16 protein-coding genes and 1 pseudogene are annotated in these 18194 nt (G+C 30.2%); 7 read left to right on the top strand and 10 right to left on the bottom strand.

What is annotated here, in order from left to right; genetic code table 11:
• The 7 genes and pseudogenes from AACZ53_RS07940 to AACZ53_RS07910 form a co-directional block, all read right to left on the bottom strand.
• Positions 1-1012, bottom strand: a 1012-nt coding sequence (locus AACZ53_RS07940) for a hypothetical protein (protein ID WP_339836788.1), incomplete at its 3' end; no start/stop codon positions are given.
• A gap of 121 nt (positions 1013-1133) precedes the next feature.
• Positions 1134-2741, bottom strand: a complete 1608-nt coding sequence (locus tag AACZ53_RS07935; RefSeq protein WP_339836786.1) for a tetratricopeptide repeat protein — start codon at positions 2739-2741, stop codon at positions 1134-1136.
• A 10-nt stretch (positions 2742-2751) separates the two neighbouring features.
• Positions 2752-4051, bottom strand: a pseudogene (gene purB / locus AACZ53_RS07930) (adenylosuccinate lyase).
• Positions 4052-4198: 147 nt separating this feature from the next.
• On the bottom strand, positions 4199-4978 hold the full coding sequence (locus AACZ53_RS07925) for an SDR family oxidoreductase (RefSeq protein WP_339836783.1): 780 nt from the start codon (positions 4976-4978) through the stop codon (positions 4199-4201).
• Positions 4979-5024: 46 nt separating this feature from the next.
• Positions 5025-5714, bottom strand: coding sequence for an NAD-dependent deacylase (locus tag AACZ53_RS07920; protein ID WP_339836780.1), 690 nt, complete (start codon positions 5712-5714; stop codon positions 5025-5027).
• A 90-nt stretch (positions 5715-5804) separates the two neighbouring features.
• Positions 5805-6587 (bottom strand): anti-sigma factor, encoded by a 783-nt coding sequence (locus AACZ53_RS07915; RefSeq protein WP_339836777.1) that lies wholly within the window; start codon positions 6585-6587, stop codon positions 5805-5807.
• The gene (locus AACZ53_RS07910) at positions 6580-7110 is read right to left on the bottom strand and encodes a sigma-70 family RNA polymerase sigma factor (RefSeq protein WP_339836774.1); all 531 of its coding nucleotides are present in this window, start codon (positions 7108-7110) and stop codon (positions 6580-6582) included. The genes AACZ53_RS07915 and AACZ53_RS07910 overlap by 8 nt, the downstream gene beginning before the upstream one ends.
• 166 nt (positions 7111-7276) lie before the next feature.
• On the opposite strand from AACZ53_RS07910, the gene AACZ53_RS07905 reads away from it, so the two are divergent.
• The 5 genes from AACZ53_RS07905 to AACZ53_RS07885 all read left to right on the top strand — a co-directional run bounded on the left by AACZ53_RS07905 (position 7277) and on the right by AACZ53_RS07885 (position 12893).
• Positions 7277-7924 carry a DUF4331 family protein gene (locus tag AACZ53_RS07905; protein ID WP_339836771.1) on the top strand — a complete coding sequence of 216 codons (648 nt, stop codon included), beginning with the start codon at positions 7277-7279 and terminating at the stop codon, positions 7922-7924.
• Positions 7925-7953: 29 nt separating this feature from the next.
• Positions 7954-8514, top strand: coding sequence for a DUF4331 family protein (locus tag AACZ53_RS07900; protein WP_026716229.1), 561 nt, complete (start codon positions 7954-7956; stop codon positions 8512-8514).
• Positions 8515-8594: 80 nt separating this feature from the next.
• Positions 8595-9899, top strand: a complete 1305-nt coding sequence (locus AACZ53_RS07895) for a hypothetical protein (protein ID WP_339836766.1) — start codon at positions 8595-8597, stop codon at positions 9897-9899.
• Between the two features lie 11 nt (positions 9900-9910).
• Positions 9911-12121, top strand: a complete 2211-nt coding sequence (locus AACZ53_RS07890) for a TonB-dependent receptor plug domain-containing protein (protein WP_339836763.1) — start codon at positions 9911-9913, stop codon at positions 12119-12121.
• A 115-nt stretch (positions 12122-12236) separates the two neighbouring features.
• A complete protein-coding gene (locus AACZ53_RS07885) occupies positions 12237-12893 on the top strand; it encodes an RNA methyltransferase (RefSeq protein WP_339836759.1) in 657 nt (218 codons plus the stop codon).
• On the opposite strand, the gene AACZ53_RS07880 is transcribed toward AACZ53_RS07885, so the two are convergent.
• A complete protein-coding gene (locus AACZ53_RS07880) occupies positions 12888-13667 on the bottom strand; it encodes a carboxypeptidase-like regulatory domain-containing protein (RefSeq protein WP_339836756.1) in 780 nt (259 codons plus the stop codon). The genes AACZ53_RS07885 and AACZ53_RS07880 overlap by 6 nt on opposite strands.
• Before the next feature lie 70 nt (positions 13668-13737).
• Positions 13738-15618 carry a DEAD/DEAH box helicase gene (locus AACZ53_RS07875; RefSeq protein ID WP_339836753.1) on the bottom strand — a complete coding sequence of 627 codons (1881 nt, stop codon included), beginning with the start codon at positions 15616-15618 and terminating at the stop codon, positions 13738-13740.
• 167 nt (positions 15619-15785) lie between these two features.
• Between AACZ53_RS07875 and AACZ53_RS07870 the strand changes: the two genes are divergently transcribed.
• Positions 15786-16391: a trimeric intracellular cation channel family protein gene (locus AACZ53_RS07870; RefSeq protein WP_339836750.1), complete on the top strand. Its 606-nt coding sequence runs from the start codon at positions 15786-15788 to the stop codon at positions 16389-16391.
• Here the strand turns inward: AACZ53_RS07870 and AACZ53_RS07865 are convergent.
• Positions 16388-16963 (bottom strand): non-canonical purine NTP diphosphatase, encoded by a 576-nt coding sequence (locus AACZ53_RS07865; RefSeq protein ID WP_339836747.1) that lies wholly within the window; start codon positions 16961-16963, stop codon positions 16388-16390. The two genes, AACZ53_RS07870 and AACZ53_RS07865, sit on opposite strands and share 4 nt — an antisense overlap.
• Positions 16964-17348: 385 nt before the next feature.
• On the opposite strand from AACZ53_RS07865, the gene AACZ53_RS07860 reads away from it, so the two are divergent.
• Positions 17349-18194: pyridoxal phosphate-dependent aminotransferase family protein (locus AACZ53_RS07860; RefSeq protein ID WP_339836745.1), on the top strand; the 846-nt coding region annotated here is incomplete at its 3' end.

Genomic DNA, 18194 nt, shown 5'->3' with positions numbered 1-18194 from the left:
TTTTATTTGAGCTATCAGATTTAGGAAATGTACCACTAATATCTACTGAAGTACCAAAGAAGTCACTCCCAATATTACTGAGCAATGTTTGACCTTTTGGAACCCAATTTGAGCCGTTCCAACTATATGCTTTCGCATAACCAATGGCTCCATTTGTAAACGAATAACCACCAGTAATAAAATTATTTCCGCTAGCATCGATTGCAAGTATTCCACCATGACCTTGAAGCGTTAAATTATTTCCATTAACGTTAGTGCCTTTTTGAATCCAAGTAGTACCAACAAATTCATAAACCTTAATAGTTCCAGCATTACTACCACCTGCATTGTCTGATGCGTTGCCAATTGCTAATGTATTGCCAGATGTATTTAAAGCCATTGAACCTAAATAATTATTATTAGTTTGACCTTCTATGTTTTGACCTTTTTGAATCCATGAAGAACCATTCCAATCGTAAACACGAATAGCACCTGAATTAGCACCATTAACTCCATCGAAACCTGGGAGATTGATTCCTATGATAGTGCCATCTGCATTAATACTAACTATATTTCCAGCAATATCATTTGGTGCAATACCTAAAATATCTGTACCTCGTTGTATCCAATTGGAACCATTCCATTCAAAAATTCTAGCATATCCAGTTGGTCCTGTTGCACTTAAATAATCTGGACTTAAACTACCTGGTGCACCTATAATTATAACATTTCCATTGGCACTAATAGTAACAGAATTACAAAAAGCATCACCCAAACTAGACCCTATGATGTCTGTACCTTTTTGAATCCATGAAGATCCGTTCCATTCAAAAACTCTGACTTTACCTTTCATAACACCATTATCCATTGCTCTTGGTGCACTTACTGCTAAAATAGTACCGCTTGAATTTAAACTGATTGATGTTGCTGATTGTTCATTAGCAGCAAAACCGTCAATATCTGAACCTAATTGGCTCCATTGTCCGAAGGAAATGAATGAAGTAAATAATAATAAAAGTGTAATTTTTTTCATAGCTTAAATTTTAAGTGGTTAAATTTAATTTTCTTTTACAAATTTCACTATTTACTTTATTATATGCTTCACGTGTAAGCGTGAAATTGATAGTTAAGTTAGTTAAAAAGCTGAAAATAAATTATTTAGAAATTTTTATAGCTTCCATTAAAAGAGATATTTTTTTGTATTTAGATTCTTTAATATCAAAGTATTGATACATTCTTCTGAGGCTTGAGCCAATTCCGTCTATACTCATAAATGCTTTTTTGGCAATTTCTTTATTAGGTATTACAGGGTCAACTAATAAAATATTTAAAATGTTCCAATCGGTTTCATTAAGTTTTTGATTGATGGAATCTTCAATTTTAGTTTTATTTAATTTAAATGGGTTTGAATTTGCAGCAATTGTAGAGCTTTCAATATTTTTTAGTTGATTAATTTCTTGGAGTAGTTCTTCTCTTTTTAAGCGATCTTTTTTGATATTTATCCTAAAATAAAATACAATTAAAGCTATCAAAATAACAGAACCAAAAATAATATAGAAGGTTTTTTTTAATTGTTTTAATTTTAGATTAGCTTGTGCTTTTTTACTTTCTAATTTATTTTCATGTAGTTTAACATCAAATTCATTTTTAACCGCTTCTCTAATAACCGCAAAATTATTTTTTTCTAATTGAATACTATCTTTATAAATGGTATATTCTTCAAACATTTCTAAAGATTTTTTTAGATTATTTTGCTCCTTATAACATTTATATAATAATTCATATAAATCAACTTTTAATTCATTATTAGAATTTGAATCTAAACCTGCTAAAATGACTTCACTTCTTTTTGTAGCTTCTTTAATATTATTTTTTTTGTAAGATAATTTTGCTAAAATAATTTCTCCGTTAACTATATTGCTTTGTATATTAAGTTCTTTACTAAGATTACTATTTTTTTCTGCATATTTATTAGCTTTTTCCAAGTCATTTAGCTCAAGATGAATATTAGCCAATGATGCATAACAATTGACAATAAAAAATTTATCTTTTGTTACTTCTAGTATTTTTAATCCTTTCTCATAATATTTCTTAGCTTCTTCAAATTGTTTTTTTTCGAAATTTGTCCAGCCAATATTTATATAAATAACCGCTATTCTTCTACCCTCAACATCTGTATTTTTTACAATTGAAAGGGCCTTTTGATAATATTCTAATGCTAAATCATAATTTTGAATGATTAGGAAAACACTGCCTAAACTAGTTAGCATGTGAGATTCTCCTTTTTTATCATTTGTTTTTTGGTATAGTTTTAAAGAATTTGAAAAATATTGAGTAGCTTGTTTATAATCTTTTTTGTTAATATAAACATTACCTATGTTACCTGAAATAGCAGCTTTTAAATTTGGATTATTTAACATATTGGCCAAACTCTCTGCATCTTTATAGTATTTCATGGCTAAATCCGATTCCCCTTTGAACCTATAAATTCCGCCTCTATCATTGGCAACGTTATATAATTCTTTTGTTACATTTTTCTCTTTAGCTAATTTATAATAGTAATCAAGCACAACCAAAGTAGAATCTGGTTGTGCTTGATTGTTTAGTTTGAAATATTGAGATAAAGCATTGAATCTTATTGAATCAGCATTTTTAGTATTTTCCCATATAGATTTTAATTCTTTGGTATTAGTTTGAGCAACAAAACTTGTTGTAGAAAAAATAAAAAAATATATAATATTGAAAATACTATTCTGAAACATGACATATTTTTTATATACCTAAATAATTACTTGGAGTAATTTGTTTCAATTCAGTTTTAATGTCATCTGAAACACTCAACGTTTCAATAAACGCATGAATAGATTCTTTATTGATAACCGTATTAGTTCTTGTTAAATTTTTTAAAGCTTCATAAGGATTTGGATAACCTTCACGTCTTAAAATTGTCTGAATAGCTTCTGCAACAACAGCCCAGTTTTTTTCTAAATCTTCTGCAAACTTACTTTCATTTAAAAGTAATTTGTTTAAACCTTTTAAAGTTGCTTCAAAAGCAATTAAAGTATGTCCGAATGGGACACCAATATTTCTTAAAACTGTACTATCAGTCAAGTCACGTTGTAAACGAGAAATTGGTAATTTAGCAGAAAGATGTTCGAAAATTGCATTGGCTATTCCTAAATTTCCTTCACTGTTTTCAAAATCTATTGGGTTAACTTTATGTGGCATTGCTGATGAACCAATTTCACCTTCTTTTATTTTTTGTTTGAAATATTCCATAGAAACATAGGTCCAAACGTCTCTATCTAAATCTAAAACAATATTGTTAATTCGTTTTAAAGCATCAAAAAATGCGGCAAAATGGTCGTAATGTTCAATTTGAGTAGTAGGAAATGAATGATGTAACCCTAAAGATTCTTCTACAAATGAAGTCCCAAATTGTTTCCAATCTTGATTTGGATAAGCGACTTTATGAGCGTTATAATTCCCCGTTGCACCACCAAACTTAGCGGCAAAAGGCACGTTGAATAATGAACGCATTTGTTCTTCAATTCTTTCTACAAAAACTAAGATTTCTTTCCCTAAACGAGTTGGAGAAGCTGGTTGACCGTGAGTTCTTGCTAACATTGGAATATCTTTCCATTCTACACTCAACTCTTTTAATTTTTGAACTAATGAAATTAAAGTTGGCAAATAACAATCTTCAAAAGCTTCTTTAGTTGAAAGTGGAATTGCAGTGTTGTTAATATCTTGAGAAGTCAACCCGAAATGGATAAACTCTTTGTATTGTGATAATCCTAAAGCTTCAAACTTTTTCAGTTTCTTTAATCCAAAGTGCATCTTCTGTGCTAAAATTTTTGTATAAATTGCGTAAAGCTACGTACTTTTTAACATCTACGCCTTCAAGTTGAGGCAAAGGCAATTCGCACAAAGCAATAAAATATTCGATTTCCACTAAAACTCTGTATTTAATAAGAGCTTCTTCAGAAAAATAAGGTGCTAATGATTTTGTTTTGTTCCTATAACGTCCGTCAATAGGAGAAATAGCGTTTAATTCTGTTAGGTTTTGCATTTTTTTTGTGTTGTGTTGTAAAGAAATGCAAAAATAGTGATTAGTGATTAGTTATCAGTTATTAGTTTAAAACTTTTTATAAGTATATTCATTATATTTTTAAAACTTAACAATTGGGACATTATCTACTATAATTTTGTTTTTATTCTATTTTACTTCTTGCATTTTTTTTACTTGCATTAACAAAATCTTTTTTGGAATTAATGGAATCATTAAAGTCATTATCTTTTGTGTAAAAGTAAGACCTGAAATAACATCTAATTTACCGTCTAACATTCCAATATATCCAGCTTTTGCAACATTTCTAGCACTAGCAGTTTTTTTAAACATTATAGTTTTATCCATACCTGATATTTTTCCAAATTGAGTTTCGGTTGCTCCAGGCATTAAATTAGTAACAGTGATATTTGTATTCTTTAATTCTTCTGCAATTGCGTTACTAAAAGAAGTCACAAAAGCTTTTGTTGCAAAATAAACAGCTTGTAAAGGCCCTGGCATTAAACTCGCAGTTGAAGAAACGTTAAGAATTTTTCCTTCATTATTTTTAATGAAATCTTGCAAAAAGTAATGTGTTAAGGAAGTCAAAGCACTTATATTTAAATTTATCATTGCAATGTCTTGTTCTAAATCTCTTTCATTAAATTTACCTATACCACCAAAACCTGCGTTATTAATTAAGTAATCTACCTTTAAACCTGCATTTTTTATTTCTTCATAAACTTCTCTTGTTGCATTTTTTTCAGTCAAATCTTTTGCAATTACAAATACATCTATTTTATATCTAACTTCGAGTTCTTTTTTTAATTCATTTAATTTGTTTTCACTTCTAGCAACCATTATCAAATTTCCTCTTTTTTCAGCATGTATTTTAGCAAATTCTTCACCAATTCCGCTGCTTGCTCCTGTAATTAATGCTGTTTTTTTCATTTTTTTTATGTATTTTTTTTGTGAAGTTTGTTTATTCATTTAAAACTTATTTCAATCTTCTAAATTCATCACGAACAATCTTCATGCCTTCGGTTGCTGAAAGCGGAATAACTTTTAAAGGATTATCTAAATCATAAATGGTTGCAGGTTTTGGATCTATATAATAAACCAAAACATCTTCATTCACATAATTAATTAAACCAGCAGCTGGATAAACTTGTAAGGATGTTCCAATAACCAATAAATAATCGGTTTCTTCAATGATTTCCATTGCTTTTTCCATTTCAGGTACTTCTTCACCAAACCAAACAATATGAGGTCGTAGTTGGATGTTATTAGAGTCTAAATCTCCTAAAACAATATCTTTATTCCAATCGATTATTGAATTTATATCTTTTTCGTTTCTTGCTTTTAATAATTCTCCGTGTAAATGAATCACTTTTGTGCTTCCTGCTCGTTCGTGTAAATCATCTACGTTTTGGGTTATTATAGTGACATCAAAATCTGTTTCTAATTCGGCTAAAATCTTGTGTGCTAAATTGGGCTGTACTTCAGCAAGTTGTTTTCTTCTTTTGTTGTAAAAGTCTAAGACTAATTCAGGATTGTTCATATATCCAACAGGAGAAGCTACTTCCATAATGTTGTGCCCTTCCCATAAACCGTCTGCATCTCTAAAGGTTTTGATGCCACTTTCGGCACTAACACCAGCTCCAGTAAGTACAACAATTTTTTTCATGTTCTGTGAATTTGGATATAAAGTTAAAAAAAAATCTCTCAGAATAATTAAGATTATAAGGAGAGATTGTAAACTAATCGTTTAAATGTTTTAAACTTTACCTAAAGTGTATAATTGTTCTAAATTTGGAGAAATACTCCCGCCAGCTGGTTCTAAAGTAATTCCGAATGCTTCTGCATCTTGAGCGTTATCAACCTTAAATAATTTAGAGTTGTCAGCAGTAAAGTTATCAAGAACTCCAATACTTGTTGGTGTTAATGGATTCAATTTTAGAGCCCAAACTTGATATACTTTTCCTTTAGGAGGTGATGGTAATCCAGCAACATCAACATAAACTTCTTTGGTTACTTTGTTATAATATGCTTTTGCATAAGATGCTGGAGCAACAGCTTGACCTGCAAGAGCAACAGCTTGATTATTGTTGTCTCTAACAATGGCTAAAACTGTTTCAGCTTCTTTTTTCTTCAATTCTAAATCAACAATTGATTCTTGCATTACTGATTTCTCAGCACCTAATTTATCAATTACTTGGTTAGATTCGTTTAGTTTATTGAATTGTAATCCAAATCCAACAACAAGTACTGCTGCAGCTGCCCATCCAATATAAGACGACCATCCTGATTTAGGTTTCATGTCAATTACTTTGCGTTTTTCTAAGATCTGATTTCTAATTTTCTCATAATTTGTTGCTGATAATCTTGGCGCAACACTTTGTGATAAATTAACAATAGCATCTTCTATAGCTACTACTTCTTGTCTTACGGCAGGATAATCAGCCATCATTTGTTGGACTTCATCATTTTCTGCTTCGGAAAGTTTTCCAAAAACATACAATTCTAAAATTCCTGATTCTATGTATTCTTTACTAGTCATGGAGCATTTTTCTTAATTCGTTCATACAATTTCTATTGTTCGTCTTCACTGTACCTAATGGCATTTCTAACTCATCTGATGCTTCTTGTTGGGTATACCCTTTAAAGAATAACAAATCAATTAGCTGAATACATTTTGGTTTAAGCTTCATGATAAACTCTTTTATACCAATTGCATCAATTCTGTTGGTAGTTTTTGAGCTATCTTCAAGTATATGTACGAAATTATCGGTAGATAAGTTTTTTTGACTGTTGTTAAAGTTTTTAGAACGTAATTTATCAATAGATGTATTTCTGGCAATATTCAGCATCCAAGTGTATAAACGTCCTTTTGATTCATTATATGAATCGATGTTTTTCCAAATTTTCACAAATACTTCTTGAAGCACATCTTCAGCTTCTTCTGTATTCCTAATAAGATTATAAATCACTCCAAATAGACTTTTAGAATAGTTGTCATATAATAGAGTAAAAGATTTATCATCTTTTTTTAATAATTCCTTTAGTAATTCTTCTTGTTCCATATTGGTAAAAGTAATAAAAAAATATAAAGTTTAATTTTTTTTCAATTATTTAAAACCAAAAAGCAAGTTCTATCGTAACTGTAGTTATAAATCTATTATTGAAATGTGTATCGCATACATTTAATAAGGATGAAATAAATTAATTAATAATTTAAAAACTAACAAAATGAAAAAATCGAAAATTTTATTAGGGTTAGCTTTAACAGGAGTTTTAGCTATTACTTTAATTGCAGCGGATCACATTGATGCTCCGGCAGTACAAGGTGGAAAATCAGATATTACTGACTTGTATGCTTTTCAAGGTTCAAATACAAACAATATGGTGTTTGTAGCCAACGTTCAAGGTTTATTAACTCCAACAGCAAGTGCTTCTGCTTCATTCGATGAGAATGTAATGGTTGAGTTTAATATTGACAACAATGGGGATAATGTTGAAGATTTAGTTATTCAAGCAATTCCAAGAAATGGAGTTATGTTTTTCTTTGGTCCTGTAGCACCAGGAACAGCGGGAACAACTAGTATGGTTAAAACAGAAAAACCTTTAGGAAGTATATCTATTACTCCATATGGAAGTGAACCAATTATTACTACAAATAATGGAGCGAAAATGTTTGCTGGTTTAAGAGATGATCCGTTCTTCTTTGACTTTGGTCAGTATTCTGCAATTATTGCTGGAACTGCAACTTCATTTAATAATCCTGGTTCAGATACATTTGCAGGTTCAAATGTAATGTCAATTGTAGTTGAGTTACCAAAATCTCTTTTAGGAGGTACAGGAACATTAAATACTTGGGTTGAAACTAAGAAAAAATAATTTTTACAAACACTTTAAATAATAACAATATGAAAACAATAAAAAATATAGTAGCTACGGCTTCAATTCTAACATCAATTTTATTTGTTGGATGTAGTGATGATGATAGTTTTACATCACAACCGATTGATTCGCAAACTGAAATTGATTTTAGTGGAACTTACACACAACAAGATCAAATGGGTAGACCAGCAATTAACACAGTATTTGTAAGTTCTGGTAACAAAGATGCTTTTAATACAACTACACCTTCTGCAATGGGTGCAAGTTTTCAATCAGCTTTTCAAACGAAACTTTTAGCTTTAAATGCAGGTTATACAACAAATTTATTAGGTTTAGATGCTCCAACTTTCACATCTGTTTTAGCAACTGACGTATTAAATGTTTCTACAACTGCTCCAACAACTTTTTATGATGGAACAAACGTTTTAACTGGAAGAGCTTTAGGAGATGATGTTATTGATGTGGAATTAATTTTAATCTTCGGTGGGCCAATGGCTGCTGATAATCCTGGATTAACTTCGGATAATGTAGGTTCAAATGACAAAGCGTTTTTAACGTCTTTTCCATACTTAGCATCTCCTTGGTAGAATAACCTTTTAAAAGAGCGTAGTTTTTAATTACGCTCTTTTATTTTTCAAACAAAAAACAAATTAAAAACCTACCTATAATGAAAACTAACAAAATAATAAAGCTGATTTTACTTTTAGTAATACCATTGGTGTTTTCTAATTGTACATCAAAAAAATCAAATCAAATTACTAATAAAGAAGATTATAAAGTTTATTTAGAAGTAAATGATAACAAAAAATTACAAGATATAAATAAGGAAATCGAATTTTGGCAGACGAAATTTGATGCTGCACCAAATCAGTCTTCTTATTTAATAACTTTAGCTTCTCAATATTCTCAATTATTCGAAATTAAAGGATCAATTGATGACTTATACAAAGCTGAAAAACTTTTATTAGAAGCAAATGAAAAATTTGTGGAACAAAACTCAGGAATACACAGAGCAATTGCTCGCAACTATATTTCTCAACACCGTTTTAAAGAAGCTTTATCACATTTAGAAAAAGCACAAGAATTAGGTGAAAATAGAATGGGAACCAATAAAATGCTTTTTGATGTTTATATGGAATTAGGAAGTTATGAGTCGGCTAAAGAAAAATTAACAGCTATTCAATTACCTAATGATTTTGATTATTTAATTCGTTTAGCGAAATGGAATGATCACAAAGGTGATTTAGACACAGCTATTTCTAGTATGGAAAAAGCATTAAAAATTGCTGAAAATGAAAATAATAAAGGGTTAAAAATTTGGGTTTATTCTAATATTGGAGATTTTTATGGTCATGCTGGTAGAATTGAAGATTCATACAAATATTACCTAAAAACATTAGAAGTAGACAATCACAATACGTATGCTTTAAAAGGAATAGCTTGGATATCTTTTTCTCACGAAAGAAATCCAGAACAAGCTTTAGAAATTATAAATAGTATTGAATCAAAACATTTAGTACCTGATTTATATTTATTGAAAGCTGAAATTGCAGAATTTCAAAATAATAAAGTTGAGGAAGCAAAAGCTATTAAAACTTATAATGAAATTCTAGCTTCACACGATTATGGTAACATGTATAATAAATACAATGTTTTACTTATGGCTGAAAATCCATTACAAGTTGATGCAGCCTTAAAAATTGCTCAAAAAGAAATCGAAAACAGACCAACACCCGAATCTTATGATTTATTGGCTTGGAGTTATTTCAAAATTGGAGAAAAAGAAAAAGCTTTGGAGATTATTGAGAAACATACAATAGGAAAATCTTTTGAACCTAATATTGTTTATCATAACGCAGAAATTCTAAAAGCAAATAATAAAACAGCTGAAATTGCTCCCATGAAAAAGGAATTATTAGCTAGTGTTTATGAATTAGGTCCAAATTTAGAAAACAAGATAAAAAATCTTTAAAAACATTCCTCATGAAATTTTATATAACAGTATTGCTGTTGTGTTGTTACTCTATGGTTTCAGCACAAATAGCGAAAGGAAAAATTATGGATAGTGATGAGAGTGTTTTAAGTGAAGCGTACATTATTAATCTTAATTCAGATTCACATTCACATACTAATGAATTAGGCGAGTTTAGTATAGATAAAACCCAAAATGGAGATGTTTTACGAATGAGTAAATTAGGATATAAAACTAGTATTATTATTGTGGAAGATGTTGAAACTTCATTACAAATTATGCTTGAAGATGATATCATTAAATTAAATGAAGTAGTATTAAGTCCTGGAATTAACACAACAAATAACATCACAAAAATTGATTTAATGACAAATCCAGTAAACTCTTCTCAAGAAATTCTTAGAAAAGTTCCAGGTTTATTTATTGGACAACATGCTGGTGGTGGAAAAGCAGAACAAATATTTTTAAGAGGTTTTGATGTAGATCACGGAACAGATGTTGCTTTAAGTGTTGATGGAATGCCAATTAATATGGTTTCTCACGCTCACGGACAAGGTTATTCAGATTTACATTTCATAATTCCAGAAACAGTAAATAAAATTGATTTTGGAAAAGGGCCTTATAAAGCTAATCAAGGAAATTTTGCTACGGCTGGATTTGTGAGTTTTCAAACCAAAGACAAATTAGACAATAGTTCTATTACATTAGAAGCTGGACAATTTAATACAACGCGTATGGTTGGACTTTTTAACCTTTTAGAAAACAACAAAAAGCAAAATGCTTACATTGCAACTGAATATATATTGACAGACGGACCTTTTGATTCACCTCAAAACTTCAATAGATTTAATCTTTTTGGAAAGTATAATGTGCAATTAGATAATTCATCAACTTTAACTTTACAAGCATCAAGATTTTCAAGTCGTTGGGATGCTTCTGGACAAATTCCAAATCGTTTGGTTGAAAATGGAACTATTTCTAGATTTGGAGCTGTTGACGATACTGAAGGTGGTTTCACAAGTAGAACAAACTTTATTTTATCACATCAAAAATCTATTGACGAAAATACATTTGTAAAAACTAATGTCTTTTATTCAAAATATGATTTTACGCTTTTTTCAAATTTTACATTTTTCTTAGTTGATCCCATAAACGGTGATCAAATCAAGCAAAAAGAAAGTCGTAATTTATATGGAGCAAATACAGAATTCAATAAAAAAATATTTTTAGACAATAGTGTTGTTTCCCTTCAGAGTGGAATTGGATTTAGAGCTGATGAAATTGATGGAATAGAATTATCACGTACTTTGAACAGACAAGAAGTTCTTGAAAACATTCAATTAGGTGATATTGATGAATCAAATATGTATGGTTATTTTAATTCAGAATTTAAGTTGAATAAATTTAAAATTGCTCCAGCCGTTAGATTAGATTATTTTAAATTTAATTACCAAAATGCTTTAGAACCATTATTTAAAACGTTGTCAACAACAGCGGTTAAATTTTCACCTAAGTTAAATTTAAGCTATTCTCAAAGTAATAATGTGGAATATTTTATTAAAACTGGTTTTGGATTTCATTCAAACGATTCACGTGTAGCGTTACAACAAGATAAAGAAGTTGTGCCAGGTGTTTTTGGAGTTGATGTAGGAAATGTTTGGAAACCAACCAATAATCTGATTATCAATACAGCTTTGTGGACTTTATATTCGCAACAAGAATTTGTCTATGTTGGTGATGCAGGAGTAGTGGAAGCTTCAGGAAAATCAAGACGTTATGGTGTGGATTTAGGTTTTAGATATCAATTAAGTGATTATATTTTTGCAGATTTTGATGGAAATTATGCTTTTGCTAAAACAGGAGAAGCTTATGAAGAATATATTCCTTTAGCTCCAAAATTTTCATCAACAGGTGGAATTACTCTAAAAGATTACAAAGGATTTTCTGCAGGAATGAAATATAGATATTTAGGTGATAGAGCAGCAAATGAAGATAATTCAATAATTGCAAAAGGGTATTTTGTTTCTGATATTAATGTGAATTACAAAATTAATAATTTCAATATAGGATTAACTATAGAAAATATTTTCAATACAAAATGGAATGAAACACAATTTTTAACCGAATCAAGATTAAAAAATGAATCACAATCAGTAGAGGAGATCCATTTTACTCCTGGAACACCATTTTTTGCAAAAATAAAAATAGGCTATAATTTTTAATAATCGGTAGGTTGATTATTAGTTTTTATTTTGTTGGCGTCAGTCTAAGTAATGATTATCATCTTAGGCTGACGTTTTTTTTTGTAATAAATCCTAATTCTCTATCTTTGGCGAAATGGAAAATTTAGACTTACTTACTTACCTAGAAGGCTTTCTTACAGAAAATAGAAAACAACGTTTTTTAGACGTTTTATCCAATCGTACAAAACATTTTACAATAGCTGTAGAAGATGTATTTCAAATGCATAATACAAGTGCTGTAATGCGCAGTTGTGAAGTTTTTGGTATTCAAGAATTAAATGTTGTAGAGCAAAGATTTGGAAAAGCTATTGACAAGCAAATTGCAATGGGTGCTCAAAAATGGGTTGATATTTTTGAACACTCTTCCAGTCAAGCTTGTATTGATAATTTGCGAAAAAAAGGCTATCAAATAATTGCTACAACGCCTCATAATGAATCCTGTACAATCGAAAATTTTGATATATCAAAACCTTCTGCCTTATTTTTTGGAACTGAAATAGATGGTTTGTCTGATGAGGTAATGCAACAAGCTGATGGTTATTTGAAAATTCCTATGGTTGGGTTTACTGAAAGTTTAAATATTTCTGTTTCAGCAGCTATTATAATTCAAGACATTACAAATAGATTGCGTAATTCAGATATAAATTGGCATTTGTCAGAAGAAGAAATTCTTGAAAAACGTATAGATTGGGCTAGGAAAACAATTAAAGATATTAAAAATGTAGAAGGCAGATTTTATGAAAATCTATAAACGTTTTAACATTTTATACTCTTCATAACAACCACTTATTGCATCTAGAATTTGTAAATCGTTTGCCGATTTTATAAAGTCTTGCGAATAATTACATTTTTCTAATATAATAGGGATATCATCTTTATCGATTTCTAACAAAGAAGCTAATGTTTCTCTATCATATTTAGTAGCTAAAAGCTTTCTAATGTCTTCATTAGCTTTCATTTGTTTTAGCTTTTTCATTTCTTTCGTTTTTTTACTAAACGTATTATATAAAAAATCTGCAGGATTTAACACCGAACGAACAACTCTTCCTAAAGCATTAGGAGAACGATCGCCTACTTCATAAGCTGCAAGTAAACCAGCAATATTTGCTCTATAGTTTTCGTTAACAGGAATGATTTTAGTATCAACTTCAAGATAACCAGTAAGATTATATTGCGAAAGTTTAATTTCGTCTAAAACATAAATTTTTTCGGTAAGTTTAATTTTTGTAGTGCTGTTTTTAATCCAGTCGTTTGTGATTACAGTTTTTACAGTTTCAAAACCTAAATAAGTAAAAATTATAGTATCATTTACAACACCTTCAATTTCAAATTGACCGCTTCCATTTGTAACAGTACCTTTTACTTGAGTTGTGTTTATAACATGCACGTTATTCATTGGAAGTAACGTTTCAATACTTACAACTGTACCTTTAACTTTTTCAACAAGCACGATTGAATCTTTTTTGGTTTGAGAAAAACCAAAAGAGGTAACAAAAAAGCATAAAAAAACTACAAAATATCTCATATTTTAAATATTGATTCAAAAATACGAATCAATTAGAGATATTTTGCAGTTTTATAAGAATATTAACTATTTATTCGCTTCTTCTTGAGCGTTTAGCTTTTTCAAAAAATCCTTTTGATTCTCCTTCTGAACTTTTTCTTTCTCTTTTTGGAGCATCTGATGAAGATGAACTTCTTCTTCTTTCACCACTTCCAGAACCTGAATCTCTTTTAGTGAAATTTCTGCTTCCACCATCACGATTTCCACCGTCACGACTTCCTCTAAATCCACCACCTGAACTTCTTCCGCCACCAGAGCTTCTACCACCACCACTTCTTCCGTTGTGATCTCTTCTTCCGCCACCGTCATTTTTAGAAATTTCAACGTTGATTCTTCTACCGTTCATGTCAAAACCATTGATTACTGACATAACTTTTTCCATGTGTTCTGCGTCTGTGTTAAAGAAAGAGAATCCTTCTTTTACATCTACTTTGAAAACATCATCACGACCTAAGTCAAGGGTTTCTTTTAAGAAATCTTTTAACTGCATCCAGTCGAAATCATCTCTAGATCCAATGTTGATAAAATACCTAACATCATCACCAGCTTTAAATTCTCTTGGTTCAGAACTTCTTTCACTTCTTTCACCAGAACCTGATAAATCACGTTTCTTTTTGTAATATTCTAAAAATCTGTTGAATTCTACAGAAACTATTTTTTTAATTAATTCTTCTTTATCTAATCCAGATAAAACATCATTAATAGCAGGTAAATAGTTGTCAATTTCGTGATCAACTTCTGTGTCGTTAATTTTATTAGCTAAATGCAATAATTGTATTTCGCATATTTCAATTCCAGAAGGAATAGTTTTTTCTTCAAATTTTTGTTGAATGATTCTTTCAATAGAAGAAATTTTACGTAACTCACTTTTCGTAATAATTACAATTGAAGTTCCTGTTTTACCAGCACGACCAGTTCTACCAGAACGGTGATTGTACGTTTCAATTTCATCAGGTAATTGATAATTTACTACGTGAGTAATATCATCAACATCAATTCCACGAGCAGCAACATCAGTAGCTACAAGCATTTGAATTTGTCTACCTCTAAAAGATTTCATTACACCATCACGTTGTGCTTGAGATAAATCTCCATGCAAAGCTGCAGCGTTATAACCATCTTCAATTAACTTTTCAGCAACTGATTGTGTATCACGTTTTGTACGACAGAAAACCACAGAAAATATATCTGGATTTGAATCGGCTAAACGTTTTAATGCTTCATATCTATCACGAGCATTTACTAAGTAAAATTCGTGAGAAACTGTTTTTGACCCTGAGTTTTTATGACCAACAGTAACTTCTGCTGGTTCTTTCATAAACTTTTTAGCAATACGTGCTACTTCAGCAGGCATTGTTGCAGAGAATAACCATGTGTTTTTATCTTCTGGAGTATCTGATAATATAGCAACTATATCTTCATAGAATCCCATGTTTAACATTTCATCAGCTTCATCCAAAACACAAATGTTTATGTTTTTAATGTTTACCAATCCACGATTAATCATGTCTTGCATTCTACCTGGAGTTGCTACAATTACATGTGCTCCTCTCTTAATTTCTCTTGCTTGTTCTGTAATGCTTGCACCACCATAAATTGCTACGGTGTTTAAACCTTTAATGTATTTCGCATAGTTCTTCATTTCGTTTGTTATTTGCAAACAAAGCTCACGAGTTGGCGATAAGATTAACACTTGAGTGTTTCTATCTTCTACATTAATTTTTTGGATTGCTGGAAAACCAAATGCTGCTGTTTTCCCTGTACCTGTTTGTGCTAAAGCAACTAAATCTGTGTTTTTTTCTAATAAAACCGGAATCGCTTTTTCTTGCACTTCTGACGGATTTTCAAATCCTAGATCCTTAATCGCCAGCAGTAACGATTCATTCAGACCTAATTGTTCAAATTTATTCATAAAGTATTTTAAATTGGGTGCAAAGGTATTGATTATAAGTGGGATATACTAATTATTTGTAAAATGTTCAAATTCAGCTCTTTTATACTCAAAATTTACTAAAATTGATTCTTCATGAATATAAATATTATCTACTTTTGTCAGGTTTTAATTAAATATATTTTAAAATGTTTCAAATTTTAGATGTAATAGGGGTTTTTGTTTTTACTATTTCTGGAGTTTTATCTGGATTGAATAAAAAACTTGATGCATTTGGTGTTTTTATAATAGCCTTTGTAACAGCACTTGGTGGAGGTACTTTGCGTGATATCCTAATAGGAAAAACTCCAGTAGGTTGGATGGAAGACTTGACCTATTTATATATAATTGTATTAGCTTATTTTATTACTATATTTTTTAAAAGACATTTAGAAAAATTGCGAATTTCTTTGTTTTTGTTTGATTCAATAGGATTGGGTGTTTTTACTATAATTGGGATAGAAAAAGGAATTGAATTTGGATTGCATCCAATAATATGTATTGCTCTTGGAACAATAACAGCAAGTTTTGGTGGGGTTATTAGAGATATTCTATGTAATGAAATTCCGGTTATATTTAGAAAAGAAATTTATGCAACGGTATGTATTTTTGGTGGAATTATGTTTTTTGTGTTGCAAAAAATTAATTTAAATCATGATATTTTGTACTTGATAACATCATTGTTTATGATTTCTTTTCGACTTTTAGCTGTAAAGTATAAATGGTATTTACCTTCATTATATAAAAAAGGTTAAAATTTAGATAGAAAATTTATAAGTTGTTTAACTGCAATTCCTCTGTGACTTATGATTGCTTTTTCATCAATAGATAATTGAGCAAAAGTACGAGTATCATTTTCTGCAACAAAAATAGGATCATATCCAAATCCTTGCGTTCCAATTTTTTCTTTAATAATGTTTCCTTTTGCGATTCCAGTAAAAAGATGTTGTTCTTTGTTAAGATTTAGAGCAATTACGGTTTTAAATTGGGCTTTTCTATTAGAGTGCTTTTCTAAACTAAAAAGTAATTTATCCATATTGTCATCTGTGTTTTTTTGGTCTCCAGCGTATCTTGCAGAATAAACTCCAGGTTCACCGTTTAAAGCATCAACTTCTAAACCAGTATCATCTGCAAAGCAATTGTAGCCGTATTTTTCAGTTACATAATTAGCTTTTAAAATGGCATTTCCTTCAATAGTGTTTGAAGTTTCTGGGATTTCTTCAGTGCAACCAATATCTTCTAAACTTAAAAGAGTAATCGATTCAGGAAGCATTTGTTGAATTTCTTTGATTTTATTTTTGTTGTTGGAAGCGAAAACTAGTTGCATTTCTTTAAGATTTTCGGGTTTTCAGATTTTTTGAAACAGAACTTGCCTAAAAGTACAAAAGCCGATCTGGAGCGATCGACTTTTATGATGAACGTGTAACCACATTGCTGTGTCGTTCGAGTGCAAATATACGTTCATATTTAATATAAATCTAATTTTTTATTCTTTTTTTCGAGTTAGTGATAGAAACGGCATCCTTTTGTGATTTATTTTTTGACACAAAAAAACAAATTGCAAAAGATATAGTGGATAGCACGTTGCAAAACAAAGAGTTAGTGTTTTTAAATAGGTTTTGGTGTTTTGCAAACTCCCAAAAATAAATTAGTATAAACTTTTTTTTATTTGTACTTTTGCCGAGTTTTTAAAACTATATTTATAAGATATTATGGTAAAAGATTTATTTGCAAGAATACAAGATAATAAAGGTCCATTAGGAAAATGGGCATCGCAAGCTGAAGGTTATTTCGTATTTCCTAAATTGGAAGGAGAAATAGGTCCTAGAATGACATTTAAAGGGAAAGAAATTCTAAACTGGTCTATCAACGATTATTTAGGTTTAGCAAATCATCCTGAAGTTAGAAAAGCTGATGCTGATGCGGCTTTACAATATGGTGCTGCCTATCCAATGGGAGCTCGTATGATGAGTGGTCATACTTCTATGCACGAACAATTAGAAAACGAATTAGCTGCTTTTGTACAAAAAGAATCAGCTTATTTGTTGAATTTTGGTTACCAAGGAATTATGTCATGTATTGACGCTTTAGTTACTAAAAATGATATTATCGTTTATGATGTAGACGCTCATGCCTGTATTATTGATGGAGTACGTTTACATATGGGAAAACGTTTTACTTACAAGCACAATGACTTGGAAAGTATGGAAAAAAACTTACAACGTGCTACTAAAATGGCTACTGAAACAGGTGGAGGAATTTTATTCATCACAGAAGGTGTTTTTGGAATGCGAGGACAACAAGGTAAGTTGAAAGAAATTATAGCCATGAAGGAAAAATATAATTTCCGTTTATTGGTTGATGATGCTCATGGTTTTGGTACATTAGGTGAAACTGGTGCTGGAGCAGGTGAGGAACAAGGCTGTCAAGACGGAATTGATGTGTATTTCTCAACATTTGCTAAGTCTATGGCAAGTATTGGAGCTTTTTTAGCTGCTGATAAAGATATTATTGATTATTTAAAATACAATTTACGTTCTCAAATGTTTGCAAAATCA

The sequence above is a fragment of the uncultured Flavobacterium sp. genome (assembly GCF_963975005.1).
In the GTDB taxonomy this organism is placed as follows: domain Bacteria; phylum Bacteroidota; class Bacteroidia; order Flavobacteriales; family Flavobacteriaceae; genus Flavobacterium.
The sequence above is the reverse complement of the archived record's forward strand: the minus strand, read 5'-3'. Positions and strand labels throughout refer to the sequence as shown.